Source organism: Paracoccus sulfuroxidans, assembly GCF_007830335.1.
Lineage (GTDB): Bacteria > Pseudomonadota > Alphaproteobacteria > Rhodobacterales > Rhodobacteraceae > Paracoccus > Paracoccus sulfuroxidans.
This window is the reverse complement of sequence record NZ_VLKU01000009.1, coordinates 39,110-54,182: the sequence shown is the minus strand read 5'-3', so window position 1 is coordinate 54,182 and position 15,073 is coordinate 39,110. Positions and strand designations below refer to the sequence as shown.

The 15,073-nt window shown below is 63.9% G+C and carries 13 protein-coding genes; 7 read left to right on the top strand and 6 right to left on the bottom strand.

The features are described 5' to 3' along the window. Positions 1-10: 10 nt before the first annotated feature. From IQ24_RS14525 to IQ24_RS14505, 5 genes are all read right to left on the bottom strand, one after another. Positions 11-1,069: a sn-glycerol-3-phosphate import ATP-binding protein UgpC gene (locus tag IQ24_RS14525; protein ID WP_145399008.1), complete on the bottom strand. Its 1,059-nt coding sequence runs from the start codon at positions 1,067-1,069 to the stop codon at positions 11-13. Further along, positions 1,070-1,930, bottom strand: a complete 861-nt coding sequence (ugpE, locus tag IQ24_RS14520) for a sn-glycerol-3-phosphate ABC transporter permease UgpE (protein WP_145399007.1) — start codon at positions 1,928-1,930, stop codon at positions 1,070-1,072. Beyond that, on the bottom strand, positions 1,923-2,804 hold the full coding sequence (ugpA, locus tag IQ24_RS14515; protein ID WP_145399006.1) for a sn-glycerol-3-phosphate ABC transporter permease UgpA: 882 nt from the start codon (positions 2,802-2,804) through the stop codon (positions 1,923-1,925). Before ugpA ends, ugpE begins: the two co-directional genes overlap by 8 nt. Before the next feature lie 61 nt (positions 2,805-2,865). Next, positions 2,866-4,161: a sn-glycerol-3-phosphate ABC transporter substrate-binding protein UgpB gene (gene ugpB / locus IQ24_RS14510; protein ID WP_145399005.1), complete on the bottom strand. Its 1,296-nt coding sequence runs from the start codon at positions 4,159-4,161 to the stop codon at positions 2,866-2,868. A gap of 170 nt (positions 4,162-4,331) precedes the next feature. Next, a complete protein-coding gene (locus IQ24_RS14505) occupies positions 4,332-4,988 on the bottom strand; it encodes a TetR/AcrR family transcriptional regulator (protein ID WP_145399004.1) in 657 nt (218 codons plus the stop codon). Positions 4,989-5,097: 109 nt separating this feature from the next. Here IQ24_RS14505 and IQ24_RS14500 point away from each other — a divergent pair, with 109 nt between their 5' ends. From IQ24_RS14500 to IQ24_RS14485, 4 genes are read left to right on the top strand one after another with little or no spacing between them, the layout of a single operon-like run. Then, entirely contained in the window at positions 5,098-6,093 is a 996-nt protein-coding gene (locus IQ24_RS14500; RefSeq protein ID WP_145399003.1) for an HlyD family secretion protein, read from the top strand. Next, complete coding sequence (locus IQ24_RS14495) at positions 6,090-7,838, top strand: ATP-binding cassette domain-containing protein (protein ID WP_145399002.1); 1,749 nt, start codon at positions 6,090-6,092, stop codon at positions 7,836-7,838. The genes IQ24_RS14500 and IQ24_RS14495 overlap by 4 nt, the downstream gene beginning before the upstream one ends. Beyond that, entirely contained in the window at positions 7,835-8,962 is a 1,128-nt protein-coding gene (locus IQ24_RS14490) for an ABC transporter permease (protein WP_145399001.1), read from the top strand. The genes IQ24_RS14495 and IQ24_RS14490 overlap by 4 nt, the downstream gene beginning before the upstream one ends. A 4-nt stretch (positions 8,963-8,966) precedes the next feature. Beyond that, positions 8,967-10,070: an ABC transporter permease gene (locus IQ24_RS14485; protein WP_145399000.1), complete on the top strand. Its 1,104-nt coding sequence runs from the start codon at positions 8,967-8,969 to the stop codon at positions 10,068-10,070. A 2-nt stretch (positions 10,071-10,072) separates the two neighbouring features. Here the strand turns inward: IQ24_RS14485 and IQ24_RS14480 are convergent, their stop codons facing one another. Beyond that, positions 10,073-11,032 (bottom strand): GlxA family transcriptional regulator, encoded by a 960-nt coding sequence (locus IQ24_RS14480; protein ID WP_145399130.1) that lies wholly within the window; start codon positions 11,030-11,032, stop codon positions 10,073-10,075. 79 nt (positions 11,033-11,111) lie between these two features. Here IQ24_RS14480 and IQ24_RS14475 point away from each other — a divergent pair, with 79 nt between their 5' ends. From IQ24_RS14475 to IQ24_RS14465, 3 genes are read left to right on the top strand one after another with little or no spacing between them, the layout of a single operon-like run. After that, positions 11,112-12,272 (top strand): acyl-CoA dehydrogenase family protein, encoded by a 1,161-nt coding sequence (locus IQ24_RS14475; RefSeq protein WP_145398999.1) that lies wholly within the window; start codon positions 11,112-11,114, stop codon positions 12,270-12,272. Then, positions 12,272-14,290, top strand: coding sequence for an acetate--CoA ligase family protein (locus IQ24_RS14470; protein WP_145398998.1), 2,019 nt, complete (start codon positions 12,272-12,274; stop codon positions 14,288-14,290). The genes IQ24_RS14475 and IQ24_RS14470 overlap by 1 nt, the downstream gene beginning before the upstream one ends. Next, positions 14,287-15,066 carry a carnitinyl-CoA dehydratase gene (locus tag IQ24_RS14465; protein ID WP_145398997.1) on the top strand — a complete coding sequence of 260 codons (780 nt, stop codon included), beginning with the start codon at positions 14,287-14,289 and terminating at the stop codon, positions 15,064-15,066. Before IQ24_RS14470 ends, IQ24_RS14465 begins: the two co-directional genes overlap by 4 nt. Positions 15,067-15,073: the final 7 nt, after the last annotated feature.

The following is a 15,073-nucleotide window of genomic DNA, read 5'->3' as shown; positions in this document are numbered from 1 at the left end:
GCCAGCCGGATCAGTCCAGTCGCCGCCCGGTCGCGGGGTCGAAGAGGTGAAGATATTCGCGCTGCGGCACGACGCGCAGGGTGTCGCCGCGTTGAGCCGTGGTTTTCCCGGGCAGGCGGATGGTGAACAGCGCATCCGCGCCTTGCAGCGCACCGTAAGCAAAGGCGTCCGCGCCCAGATGCTCGACCGATTGCAGAAGGACCGGCAGCGCCGGCTCATCCGGTTGGGCGAGATTCAGATGCTCGGGCCGGATGCCAAGGCGCAGCTCGCCATCGGGAAGGCCGGGCAGGGTCATGCGGGTGCCGCCCGGAAACGCGACCTCACCCCCCGAGGCCGTCACCGTCATGATGTTCATCGCGGGCGAGCCGATGAAGCCCGCGACGAATTCCGTCGCGGGACGCTCATAGACTTCGATCGGCGTTGCAATCTGCTCGGCCACGCCCTTGTTCATCACGATCAGGCGGTCGGCCAGCGTCATCGCCTCAACCTGATCATGGGTCACGTAAAGCGAGGTCTGGCCGGTGTTCAGATGCAGGTCCTTGATCTGCAAGCGCATCTGGACGCGCAGCTTGGCGTCGAGGTTCGACAGCGGCTCATCCAGCAGAAACGCCGCCGGGTTGCGGACCAGCGCGCGGCCCATTGCGACGCGCTGGCGCTGACCACCCGACAGAGCGCGGGGCTTGCGGTCCAGATAGGGGCCAAGCTCCAGCATCTTGGCGGCGGCATCGACGCGGCGGGCGATTTCGGCCTTGTCCATCTTCGCGATCTTCAGCCCATAGGCCATATTCTCGCGCACGGTCATATGCGGGTAAAGCGCGTAGTTCTGAAAGACCATGGCGATGTCACGCTCACGCGGGTCCAGATCGTTCACCACCCGGTCGCCGATGGTGATGGTGCCCGCGCTGATCGCCTCCAGCCCCGCGACCATGCGCAGAAGCGTGGATTTCCCGCAGCCCGAGGGGCCGACGATGACCACGAATTCGCCATCGGCGATGTCCATGGAAACGCCGTGGATGACCTCGGTCCCCGCATAGCTTTTGCGCAGATTGTCTAGAATGATGCGGGCCATTTACTTCTCCGTCTCGACCAGCCCTTTGACGAACCAGCGCTGCATCAGCACCACAACGAGGATCGGCGGCGCAATCGCCAGGACCGAGGTCACCATGACGAGGTTCCAGGGGGTTTGGGCATCGGCGAAAGAGATCATCTTCTTCAGCGCGATGACGATGGTGTTCATGTCGTTGGAATTGGTGACCAAAAGCGGCCACAGATATTGCGTCCAGCCATAGATGAACTGGATTACGAAGATTGCCGCGACATTGGTCAGCGACAGGGGCCACAAGATGTCGCGGAAGAACCGCCACGGACCTGCGCCATCAACCCGCGCGGCCTCCAGCAGTTCATCGGGGATGGTCATGAAGAACTGCCGGAACAGCAGCGTTGCCGTGGCCGAGGCGATCAGCGGCATGATTAGCCCCGCATAGCTGTCGATCAGGCCAAGCGTGACCATGACCTTATAGGTTGGCATGATCCGCACCTCGACCGGCAGCATCAGGGTGATGAAGATCAGCCAGAAGCAGGCCACGCGCAGCGGAAAACGGAAGAAGACAATGGCATAGGCCGACATCATCGAGATCACGATCTTACCGACCGCGATGCCAAGCGCCATGATCGTGGTGTTCATCAGCAGAACCCAGACACTGACCCCGCCGATCTGGCGGATCTCGCCATTGAAGGCCGCTCGGTAGTTGTCGAGCCCCGCGCTGCCCGGTGTCAACGGCAAGGGCGGGCGCAGGATTTCCTGCGTCGTATGGGTCGAGGCGATGAGGACGTAATAGATCGGAAAGACGATCACGATCACGCCCATGATCATCCAGAAATGCGCCAGCATCCGTGCGCCGCCGCGCGGGTCGAGGGGGCTGTCAGCCATAATGCACCCTCCGTTCGATGAAGCGGAACTGGATCGCGGTCAGGGCGATAACGATGACCATCAAGATCACCGATTGCGCCGCACTTTCGCCCATCATCAGATTGACGAAACCGTCGTTATAGACCTTGTAGACCAGCGTCTCGGTCGCGCGACCGGGGCCGCCTCCGGTGACGGCGTGGATGATGCCGAAGGTGTCAAACAGCGCGTAGACCGTGTTCACCACCAGCAGGAAAAAGGTCGTCGGCGCCAGCAGCGGGAAGACGATGGTCCAGAAGGCGTGGCGGCGCGAGGCGCCGTCGATGGCCGCGGCCTCGATCAGCGATTTCGGGATGGCCTGAAGACCCGCGACGAAGAACAGGAAGTTATAGCTGATCTGTTTCCACGTCGCCGCTGCGATCACCAGTCCCATCGCCTGATCGCCTTTCAGAAGCGGGTTCCAGTTGAAGCCCAAGGCGCGCATCGGCGCGGCCAGCGTGCCGAAACCGGGGTTGAAGAGGAACAGCCACAACATCCCGGCAATCGCGGTCGCGACCGCATAGGGCCAGATCATCAGCGTGCGGTAAAACCCCTTGCCGCACCTGATCTTTTCGACCTGCACGGCCAGAAACAGCGCAATCGCCATGGCCGACAGCGCCACCGCCAGCGAGAAGACGACCGTCACCTTCAGCGCGTTCAGATAGGCGGGGTCCGCCAGCACCTTTCGGAAATTCGCGAGCCCCACGAATTTCGTCGACAGGCCGAAGGCGTCCTCTTTCAGCATGGATTGGCGGAAGGCCTGAAGCGCGGGCCAATAGAAGAAGATCAGCGTCACGGCAAGTTGCGGCGCCAGCAAAAGCCAGGGCAGCAGCTTGTTCGGGAAAACCGTTCTGCGCATCGAATGTCCTTGAAACGAAGGCGCCCCCGCAATGCGGGAGCGCGATGGTCAGATGCAGGCCTTAGCCGCCCGATGCTTCCTTGATCGCGGCATTGCCACGTTCCTGCGCGTTCTTCAGCGCCTCGGCAGCGGTCTGCTGACCGTCCAGCATCTTCTCATATTCCTCGTTCTGGATGTCGCGAAGTTGCGGCAGGTTCGGGGCGCGGACGCCTTTCGAGTTCTCGGTCGGGGGCTTGCCCATCATCTGCAGGATCGGCGTTTCGCGGCCCGGGTTCTTGTCATAAAAACCCGAGGCCTTGGTCGCCTCATATGCGGCGAAAGTCACCGGCAGATAGCCCGATTGCTGGTGCAGATATTCCTGCACCGGCGTCTGCGAGAGGTAGTTGAAGAACTCACCCACGCCCTTGTAGACCTCGTCCGATTTCCCGGCCATCACCCAAAGCGAGGCCCCGCCCGGCGTCGTGTTCTGCGGTGCGCCCTCGGCGGTTTCGTCATAGGGCAGCTGGCCGGTGCCATAGTTGATGCCCGATTTGATGACATCGCCAAGCCCGCCCGAGCTTTCGGTCAGGATACCGCATTGCCCCGAGGTGAAGTTCTGCTTGGCTTCCGACGTGCGGCCGCCATAGACGAAAACGCCTTCCTTCGCGAGATCGGCGATCTCTTGGAAATGCTTGGCGTAAAGCGGGCTGTCGATCTGCAGTTCCGGCGTTCCGGCCAGACCGTTTTCATTCGTCCCCCAAGCGACATTGTTCCAGGCGGCGAAGTTTTCGGTGTGGATCCAGGTCAGCCAGGTCGAGGTATAGCCGCATTCCGCAGCCCCGCTTTCCTTGATCTTGCGGGCGGCGGCCCAAACCTCTGCCCAAGTCTTGGGCGGGTTGTCGACGTCCAGCCCGGCCTTCTGGAAGATGTCCTTATTGTAGTAAAGGATCGGCGAGGACGAGTTATAGGGGAAGGACAGCATGGTCCCGTCCGGCGTCGAGTAATAGCCGACAATCCCCGGAAGATACTGGCTTTTGTCGAAGGTATAGCCAGCCTCGGTCAGCACGTCTGCGACCGGCTTGACCGCACCCTGCGCGGCCATCATGACGCCGGTGCCGACGTCGAAGACCTGCATGATGTCGGGGGCCTGGCCTGCGCGGAAGGCGGCGATGCCCGCGTTCAGCGTCTCGGGGTAGGTGCCCTTGAAGACGGGCTTCACCTCATATTCTTCCTGACTGGCGTTGAAATCGGCGGCGATCTTTTCGACCACTTCGTTGTTTGCACCCGACATGGCGTGCCACCAGGTAATCTCGGTTTTCGCTTCGGCTGCAAGCGGCGACAGTGCAAAAGCCGCGATCAGGATAGGTGAGTAGCGCATCGGCCATCCTCCGTTGGTCAGATTATGATCATCACGTCGGGCCGTCCTCCTCAGCCAAACGGATGAGTGTTCTTGGTCCGACCGTAACGGCTGAACCATTAGGTGCAAAGTTTTTCCTTTTTGTAACAAATGACAACTCACGGCTGCCCGTCCGTCGCTGTGCCGTTGCGTCAGCCGCCGCGCATGGACCTGATCGCAGCCATGCCGCCGGAAACCAAAGTCAGGATCGTCTCGACGGCGTCCTCTTCCGACAGGGTCGCGATGCGGTCGGTCAGTGGCGAGGCGACCTGTCCGGCAATCGTGACCAACGCGCAGGGCGCGGCGATCATCGGCACGATCAACAGAAGCCTCGGGTCATCGAGGGGCAGATGCGTCAGCTCGCCAAGGATCGGCAGGATCATGTTGATCTTGGGCAGAACCTCCATCTGTTGCAGCGCCAGAAGATGAGGGCTGGGCGACATGATCTCGCGCGCAAGGACGCTCAGCGGCCAGCGCGGCGCCGTGGCCGAGCCGCGCAGCAGAAACCGCAGCAGCCCTTTCAGCCTGGCCTCGGGCGTCTGCCCCGAGGCCAACACGAGTTCGAGGTCCGAGGCGTCGATCAGCCGCCGATGCGCCTCGACCAGCACGGCCTGATAGAGGCCGTCGCGATTGCCGAAATGGTGGTTGATCGTCGCAAGGTTCACCCCGGCGGCAGCGGCGATCTGCTTGTTCGAGGTCGCGGCAAAGCTTGCCGCGGCAATCGCCTCGCCCGCCCTGTCCAGAATCCGCTGCCGCGTGGCGACCCCGTCCGATCTGGGCGCGCGCCCGGGTTTGGGCAGATTGGCCATGCGATCACCTCTCCTCACGATCCGGGACTCGACAGATATTTTCCATTAGATTAAATTGATTTCAATCTAACGTCTATCCAATCTGCGAAATACGGCAGAGGAGCCTGCGATGAAGAAGTTTCTGCCGCTTGTGCTGATCGCGATTCTGGCTGCCGGGCTTTGGTTTTGGTGGCAGCAAAAAGACCGACCTGACGGCGGCGATCTGGTGCTCTATGGCAATGTCGATATCCGACAGGTCGCGCTGGCCTTCGATGGCAGCGGCCGAATCTCCGAGATTGCGGTGCAGGAGGGGGACGCCGTCACCACCGGTCAGGTCATCGCCCGGCTGGATACGCGCGCGCTTGAATTGCAGGCGAAGGCGCAGGCCGCGGCGCTGGAAGCCCAGCGGCAGAATCTGGCGCAGTTGAAGCGCGGTCCCCGGGTCGAAGAGATCGCGCAGGCGCAGGCGATGCTGACCTCGGCTGAAGCCTCGGCCACGCAGGCGATGCGGGAAAGGGATAGGATCACCAAGCTGATTTCCGGGCGCAGCGGTGCGGCCACGCAGCAAAGTCTGGATCAGGCCACCTCCGAGGCCGAGCGTGCCGCCGCCGCCGTCGATCAAAGCCGCGCCGGGCTGAACCTGCTGCTGGCCGGGTCGCGCCCTGAACAGATCGCAGCGGCAGAGGCCGAAGTGCAGGCCGCCGAGGCCAAGCTGGAACTGCTGCAATATCAGGTCGCTCAGGGTGAGTTGCGGGCGCCGGAGAATGCCGTCGTGCGCTCTCGCCTGCGCGAGCCGGGCGATATGGCGACGCCCGCCGCGCCGGTCTTTGCACTGGCGCTGACGCAGCCGAAATGGGTGCGCGTCTATGTCCGCGAAGCCGATCTGGGCCGGATCAAACCGGGGATGACCGGTCAGGTTGCGACCGACAGCCAGCCGGACCAGCCCTTCAGCGGCAAGGTCGGATATATTTCCTCGGTGGCCGAGTTCACGCCGAAATCGGTCCAGACCGAGGATCTGCGCACCAGCCTTGTCTATGAGGTGCAACTGACCATCGAGGACCCGCAGGACCAGCTGCGCCTTGGCCAGCCGGTGACCGTGCGCCTGCCGGTCTCGATAGCGCCATGACCGGCCTCACCGTCCGGGCCGAGGCGCTGCAAAAGCGCTTCCACGACCGCGATCTGGGCACGGTCACGGCGGTTGACGGGCTGACGCTGGAGATCAGGTCGGGCGAGTTGACGGCTCTGGTCGGACCCGATGGCGCGGGTAAGACGACTCTCATCCGCATGATCGCGGGGCTGCTGCGCCCCGATGCGGGTGCGCTGCAGGTGCTGGGCATTGATGTGATCCGCGACCCGCAGGCGGTGCAGGATCGCATCAGCTATATGCCGCAGAAATTCGGCCTTTATGAGGATCTGAGCGTTCAGGAGAACCTTGTCCTTTACGCCGATCTGCATGCCGTGCCGCTGGCCGAGCGGCAGCAGCGCTTTGCCCGCATGCTGCAGATGACCGACCTTGCTGCCTTCACCGCGCGGCCTGCAGGCAAGCTGTCGGGGGGCATGAAGCAGAAGCTGGGGCTGGCCTGCACGCTGGTCCGCTCACCCGATCTGCTGCTGCTGGATGAGCCGAGCGTCGGGGTCGACCCGCTGTCGCGGCGCGAGCTTTGGAAGATCATCCAGCAGCTGGTCGATGAGGATCACCTCAGCGTCATCATCAGCACCGCCTATCTGGATGAGGCTGCGCGCTGCGCGCAGGTTTTCGTGATGAACGAGGGACGGCTGCTGGATCAGGGCCCGCCCGCAACCTTGCGGCAGAAGGCCAGCGGTCTGACCTTCACCGCGACCCCGCCTGCGGGTCAGCCCGCACGGCAGTTGCAGGCCCGGCTGATCGACGCGCCGGACCTCATCATCGATGCCGTGCCGCAGGGCGACAACGTCCATTTCATCCAGCAGCCGGGTGCCGATCTTGCCGATCTGCTGGGCGGTGCCGCCGTCCAGCCCCGCCCCGAGGAGTTGGAGGACGCCTTCATGATCCTTCTGCGGGGGGAAAGCGAGGGCCAGCCTATCAGCACGCCTCCAACCCAGCCAGCGCCTGCCATGCCCGCGCGCAGGGGCGACGGCCCGGTCATCGTCGTGCGCGATCTGGTGCGCAAATTCGGCGATTTCACCGCCGTTGCCAGCACCTCATTCGACGTCGCGCGGGGCGAGGTCTTTGGCCTTCTGGGCCCCAATGGCGCGGGCAAGACGACGACCTTCCGCATGCTCTGCGGCCTTCTGCCCGCGACCAGCGGCCAGCTGGAGGTGGCGGGCCTGAACCTGCGCCACGCCCGCGCGCAGGCCCGCGCCCGCATCGGCTATGTCGCGCAGAAGTTCTCGCTTTATGGCAATCTGACGGTGCGCGAGAACCTGCAATTCTTCGGCGGGGCCTACGGGCTTGCGGGCAGGGATCTGCGGGACCGGATCGCCGCCATGACCCGGCAGTTTGATCTGGAACCCGCGGCGAAAAGCGGCCTTCTGCCTGCGGGCTACAAGCAGCGTCTCGCCATGGCGACGGGCCTCTTGCATGGCCCCGAGATCCTGTTTCTGGATGAGCCGACCAGCGGCATCGACCCGCTGGCCCGCCGCGCCTTCTGGCGCACGATCACCGCCCTGGCCCAGACGGGTGTGACCATCATCATCACCACCCATTTCATGGAAGAGGCCGAATATTGCGACCGCATCGCCATTCAGGACGCGGGCGAGATGCTGGCCATCGGCACCCCGCGCGAGGTGCGCGAAAAGGCCGGGCCTGAGGGCGCGAAGGACATGAACAGCGCCTTCATCGCGATTGTCGAGGCGGCGCGGGCGCGCCGCGCCGGGCAGGTGGCGGCATGAGCGCCGGGGGCTTTTCCAGACGGCGGCTGGTCGCGCTGGTCCGCAAGGAAACCCGCCAGATGTTGCGCGATCGCAGCAATCTGGTGGTTGGGTTGCTGCTGCCCTTGGTGCTGGTGCTGCTCTTCGGCTATGGCCTTTCGTTCGATGTCCGGAACGGCCGCATCGCCGTGGTGATGGAGGACAGCTCGGCCGCGACCTCCAGCATCGTCGCGGGGCTGGCGGGCTCGGACTATCTAGACCCGATCTGGACCAACTCGATGGTCGAGGCCGAGGGGATGATCCGCGTGGGCAGGGCGGATGCGATCCTCCGCGTGCCGCCGGATTTTACCCGCGATGTGGTCAGCGGTGGCGCGCAGCTGCAGCTGATCCTCAACGGCGTCGATTCCAACACCGCCCAATCCATCGAAAGCTATGCAACTGGCGCGATCCAGATGGCGCTGGCCCATATCGCCGACCGGCAGGGCAGCGCGGCCCCCTCGGGCGTCACGGTTGTCCAGCGCGTCTGGTTCAACGAGGCGAACACCAGCACATGGTTTCTGGTCCCCGGCCTGATCGTTCTGGTGATGACGTTGATCGGTGCCTTCCTGACCTCGCTGCTGATCGCGCGGGAGTGGGAGCGGGGCACGCTCGAGGCGCTCTTCGTCACGCCCATGCGCCCGCTGGAACTGGTTCTGGCCAAGCTTGCCCCCTATCTGGTCATCGGCGCGATTGATCTGGTGATGTGCCTGATCGCGGCGCGCTATCTGTTCGGTGTGCCGATGCGCGGCTCGCTGTGGATCATCACCCTGTCGTCGATGCTGTATCTGCTGGTGTCGTTGGCGTTGGGGCTGGTGATCTCGGGCGTGACGCGCAACCAGTTCGCGGCAAGTCAGATGGCGCTGCTGGCCAGCTTCATGCCCGCGATGATGCTGTCGGGCTTTGTCTTCGATCTGCGAAACGTGCCGCCGGTGATCCAGATGGTCAGCCAGATCCTGCCCGCGACCCATTTCATGGGGCTGATCAAGACGCTGTTCATGGCGGGCGATTACTGGCCGCAGATCCTGCGGGCCAATGCCATTCTGGCGCTTTACGCAGTGCTGCTGATTTACCTCTCGTGGCGGATGCTCGCCAAGCGGCTGGATTAGCGGCATGAGGGTCTGGCTCATCCGTCTGATGGCGCTGATCCGAAAGGAGATGCTGGCCATTCTGAAAGACCCCTCCAGCCGCGCGCTGCTGTTCGCGCCTGCGCTGATGCAGGCGCTGCTGTTTGGCTATGGCGCGACCTATGATCTGACGAACGCGCCCTTTGCCGTGCTGGACCAAAGCCGCAGCGCGCCGTCGCGCGAGATCCTCGCGCGGATCGAGGGCACCGGCGTTCTGCGCCGCATTGCCACGCTGGAGAGCAGCGACCAGATTGCGGCGCAGATCGACAGTGGCGCGGCGCTGATGGTCATCACCTTCCCGCCCGATTTTGCCGCGAGACTCGCCGCCGGGACCGAGGCACCGATGCAGGTCATTCTGGACGGTCGCAACTCTGCCACGGCGGGCGCGGCAGGGGGCCAGATCGCCGCGATTGTGGCGCGCTACAACGCAGATCTTGGCCATGCGCCCCCGGTCGAGGTGGTGCGCAGGGCATGGTTCAACCCGAATTACGAATCGCGCTGGAATCTGATGCCCGCGATGATCGCCTCGCTCAGCATGCTGCAGACCTTGATGCTGGCGGCGCTGTCGGTCGCCCGAGAGCGCGAGCAGGGCACCTTCGACCAGCTTCTGGTGACGCCGCTTTCGCCCTTGCAGATCCTGATCGGCAAGGCGCTGCCCTCGATCTTCATCGGCCTCGTGCAGTCGACGATCATCTTTCTGATCATCCTGTTCTGGTTCCGCATCCCCATAGCCGGATCGGTCGGGCTGCTCTATCTGGGGCTTTTGACCTTCACCACGGCCTCGGTCGGGATTGGGCTCTCGATCTCGGCAGTCTCGCTCAGCATGCAGCAGGCGATGCTTTATACTTTCATGCTGATCATGCCCCTGATGCTGCTTTCGGGATTGCTGACCCCGGTCGGGAACATGCCTGAGGTGCTGCAATGGGCCACCTACGCCAACCCCTTGCGCTTTGGCATCGACACGGTGCGGCGCGTCTATCTGGAGGGCGCGAGTTTCACCGATATCGCACCGAATTTCCTGCCCTTGCTGGCGGTCGCGGCGGTGACGCTGCCGCTGGCCGCATGGCTGTTCCGGCATCGGCTGTCGTGAGGCTAGCGGCGATGCGCGGCCAGTGCCGTCTGGCGGCTTTGGCTGGGCGTCAGGCCGAACTCGGCCCGGAAGGCGCGGGTCATGGCGGCGGGGTCAGAGTAGCCGCAGCGGGTCGCGATCTCGGCAATGCTCTGGTTCGAATGCTCGGCCAGACGCCGCGCCTCGCGCAGGCGCAGCGTTTTATAGATGGCTAGCGGGGGCGCGCTGACCTCGCGGGCGAACAGGGCCTCCAGCCCTTTCAGCGACAGCCCCAGCGTCGTGGCGATCCGGGGCATCGGCAGGGGCGCTTCCAGATTACGGCGCATCAGCGCGACGGCGGCGTGCAGCATCTGGTCATCCGAGGCCAGCCAGTCGGGCTCGGACGGGCGCGTGCCATGCATGAACAGCGCTGCAACCTCCAGCGCCAGCATGGGTCCATGGTGCTGGCGGATCAGATGCAGGATCAGATCGAAGGTGGTCGTGACGCCGCCGCAGGTCAGGCGGTCGCCATCGATGACGAAACGGTCGGGGACGACCTCGACCTCGGGGAAGGCCTCGGCCATGGCCTGCAACTCGTCCCAGTGAACCGTGGCGCGGCGCTGATCCAGAAGTCCCGCCGCAGCCAGAAGCCAGGCCCCCATATCCATGCCCGCGACCGAGGCGTGACGCCCCGCTGCGGCCCGCAGCGCGCGAAGGTTTCGCGGGTTCGTGTGATGCAGGAAATCATAGCTCGGCATGACGAACAGGCAATCGCCCGGACCTGACGCGGCCAATGCCGCCTCGGGTGTCACGGGCAGACCGCTGGAGGAGACGACGGGCGCGCCATCGATACTGAAAAAGCGCCAGCGATAAAGCGTCTTCCGCGACAGCGTATTCGCGGCCCGCAAGGGCTCGATCGCATTGGCCAGGCAATGGTTCGAGAACTGGTCGAACAGCACCACCGAAATTTCACGCGATTTTTCGTCGGATTTCCATTTTTGCATGATCTTGGACCAAATCCGCATGATGAGCTTTGCTGTCTTGTCTCATCCTCATGAGGGAATCGGCAAGGGAGGAATGCGGATGGATTTCGGGTTGAGCCAGGAACAGGAGATGATCGTCCGCACTGTGCGCGAGTTCGTCGAGAAGGAAATCTATCCGCATGAGGCGTTGGTCGAGCGCACGGGGCAGGTGCCGCATGAGCTGGGGCAAGAGATCCAGCGCAAGGTATTGGACCTTGGCTTCTACGCCGCGAATTTCCCCGAGGAGGTCGGCGGCGCGGGTCTGTCGCATCTGGATTTCACGCTGGTTGAGCGGGAACTGGGGCGCGGCTCGATGGCGCTGACGCATTTCTTTGGCCGGCCGCAGAATATCCTGATGGCCTGCGTGGGGGATCAGCGCGAGCGTTATCTGTTGCCCGCCGTGCGGGGTGAGCGCATGGATGCGCTGGCGATGACCGAGCCGGATGCAGGCTCTGACGTGCGCGGCATGAAATGTCAGGCCGTGCGGGACGGGGGCGATTGGGTCATCAACGGCTCGAAGCATTTCATCTCTGGTGCGGAGCATGCTGATTTCTTTATCATTTTTGTCGCGACCGGGGTCGATGAGACGCCTCAGGGGGCGAAGAAGCGGCTGACCTGCTTTCTGGTCGACCGGAGTGCTGCGGGGTTCGAGGTGCGGGATGGCTACAATTCCGTCTCGCATCGGGGCTACAAGAATTACACGCTCTATTTCGACAATTGCCGCCTGTCCGATGCGCAGGTGCTGGGTGAGGTCGACGGCGGCTTCAAGGTGATGAACGACTGGCTTTACGCCACCCGCCTGACCGTCGCCGCTTTCGCTGTCGGACGGGCGCGCCGCTGCTTTGACTATGCCGTCGACTATGCGGCGCAGCGCAAGCAGTTCGGCCAAAGCATCGCGAAGTTTCAGGGCGTCAGCTTTCAGGTCGCTGATATGATTACCGAAATCGATGCCGCCGATTGGCTGACACTCTCTGGCGCGTGGCGGCTGGACCAAGGCTTGCCTGCGAACCGCGAGATCGCTAGCGCCAAGCTTTACGCGACCGAGATGCTGGCGCGGGTGACCGACAAGACGCTGCAAATCTTCGGTGGCATGGGGCTGATGGACGATTTCCCCATCGAGCGCTTCTGGCGCGACGCTCGGGTCGAGCGGATCTGGGACGGCACCTCCGAAATCCAGCGCCACATCATCGGGCGCGAAATCTTCCGCCCCTTGGGTGCGTGATGGAGCGGCTGTTTCGGCCCCGCTCGATTGCGGTGATCGGCGGCGGGCTTTGGGCGCAGAACATCGTGCGCGAATGTCGCCGGATCGGGTTTCAGGGGGACGTCTGGCCGGTGCATCCGACGCAGACGGAAGTGGCGGGATTGCCTGCGTTTCCAACGGTTTCGGCGCTGCCCGGCGTGCTGGATGCGGCCTATATCGCCGTCAATCGCGAGGCGACGATTAGCGTCATGCGCGAGCTGTCCACCATCGGGGCAGGGGGCGCGGTCTGCCTTGCCGCCGGGTTCCGTGAGGCGGCGGCCGAGCTTGATGATGGCGCGGATCTGCAAGATGCGCTGATCGCCGCGGCGGGCGAAATGCCCTTCTTGGGGCCGAATTGTTACGGCATTATCAATGCCTTGGACGGGGCGGCGCTGTGGCCGGATCAGCATGGGATGGTGCGGGTTGAAAGCGGCGTGGCGATTGTCACCCAATCATCAAACATCGCGATCAATGTAACGATGCAGCGACGGGGCCTGCCGATTGCCTATGCGGTGACGGCGGGAAATCAGGCGCGGGTCAGCCTGTCGCAGATCGGGCGGGAGGTGCTGCGCGATCCTCGGGTCACGGCATTGGGGCTGCATATCGAGGGGATCGGCGATCTGGACGATTTCCAGCAACTGGCTGAATTTGCGTTGGAAATCGGCAAGCCGGTGGTGGCGCTGAAAGTTGGGGCTTCGGATCAGGCGCAGGCGGCGACGGTGTCGCACACGGCCTCGCTAGCTGGATCGGATGCGGCGTCACGGGCGCTGTTGAAGCGGCTGGGCGTCATTCAGGTCGATAGTCTTGCGGTCATGGTTGAGACGCTGAAACTGCTGCATGTCGCGGGGCGGCTGCCCTCGAACCGCATTGCGTCGCTCTCCTGTTCCGGGGGTGAGGCGAGCCTGATGGCGGATGGCGGGCTGGCGGCGGGCGTCGAGTTTCCAGCGCTGAACACGCGCCAGAAAGCGGGTCTGCGCGAGGTGCTGGGGCCGAAGGTCGCGCTCTCCAACCCGTTGGATTATCACACCTATATCTGGGGAAACCGGCAGGCACTGACCGCCACTTTCCGGGCGACCGTCGATCCCTCGCTGGCGATGGTTTGCGTCGTTCTGGACTATCCGCGCCTCGATCGCTGCACCGCGAAGGAATGGCAGGACGTGCTGGATGCGCTGCAGGATACGCAGGATCTGGGCGTGCCTTTGGGGCTGATCGCGAGCCTGCCCGAGAATATGCCCGAAGACATTGCCGAGGATTGTGTGCGGCGCGGGATTACGCCTTTCAACGGCATGCCCGAGGCGCTGGCGGCGATTGCCGCGGCGGCGCAGCCGGTGCCTGTGCACCGCGAAAGGGTGTGGTCGCCGGGGGGCGAGCCGAAGGGCCTGCAAACGCTGGCCGAGGGCGAGGCGAAGGCGGCGCTGGCTGTGCACGGGCTGTGCACACCGCGTACACAGCGCGTCGTGACCGCGAATGAGGCGGCGAAGGCTGCCGAAGCGATGGGTTTTCCTGTCGTTCTGAAGGGCGAGGGGTTTGCGCATAAGACCGAAGCCGGGGCGGTTGCGCTGAACCTGATCTCGGGTGAGCAGGTCTTTGCGGCGGCGGAGCGGATGGGGGCCCGAAGCTATCTCGTCGAGCAGATGATCGGTGGCGTGGTGACGGAACTGTTGGTCGGCGTGACGCGCGATCAGGTTCATGGCTATCTGCTGACCCTTGGCGCGGGGGGCGTGATGACCGAGGTCTGGAAGGATAGCACCAATCTGCTGCTGCCGGTGACCGGTGACGACATCCGGGAGGCGCTGACGCGGCTGCGCATCTGGCAGGTTTTGCAAGGCTGGCGCGGCGCGCCGGGGGCTGATCTGGATGCGATTGTCGCCCAGGTTCTGGCCGTGCAGGATTATGTGCGCGCGACGCCGGGGCTGTCGGAAGTTGAAATCAACCCGCTGCTTTGCTTGCCCGATGGCGCGGTTGCCGTCGATGCCTTGATCCGAAAGGGAGAGCCATGAACCCGATCCGAACCGAAACGCGCGGCCATGTGCTGGAGGTCACGCTGGACCGGCCCAAGGCCAATGCCATCGACCTTGCGACCAGCCGGATCATGGGCGAGGGCTTCACGCAATTCCGCGACGACTCGAACCTGCGGGTCGCGATCCTGACGGCGGCGGGCGAGAAGTTCTTCTGCCCCGGATGGGACCTGAAGGCCGCGGCGGATGGCGATGAGGTCGATGGCGATTACGGCGTCGGCGGCTTTGGCGGCTTGCAGGAACTGCGCGGCCTGAACAAGCCGGTGATCGTTGCGGTCAACGGCATTTGCTGTGGCGGCGGGCTGGAACTGGCGCTGTCTTGCGACATTATCCTTGCCGCCGAGCACGCGACTTTCGCGCTGCCCGAGATCCGGTCGGGGACGGTCGCCGACGCGGCCTCGATCAAACTCCCGAAGCGCATCCCCTATCATATCGCGATGGAGATGCTGCTGACCGGGCGCTGGATCGATGCCGAGGAAGCCGCGCGTTGGGGGCTGGTGAACCGCATCCTGCCTGCTGACCGACTGCTGGTCGAAGCGCGGAAGCTGGCGGATGAGCTGGCCGCTGGCCCGCCTTTGGTCTTTGCTGCGATCAAGGAGATCGTGCGCGAGGCCGAGGATATGAAGTTTCAAGATGCCCTCAACCGCATCACTAAAAGCCAGTTCGCGACGGTCGAGAAGCTCTATCGGTCCGAGGATCAACTGGAGGGCGCGAAGGCCTTCGCCGAAAAGCGCGATCCGGTCTGGAAGGGGCGCTGAACGGCCT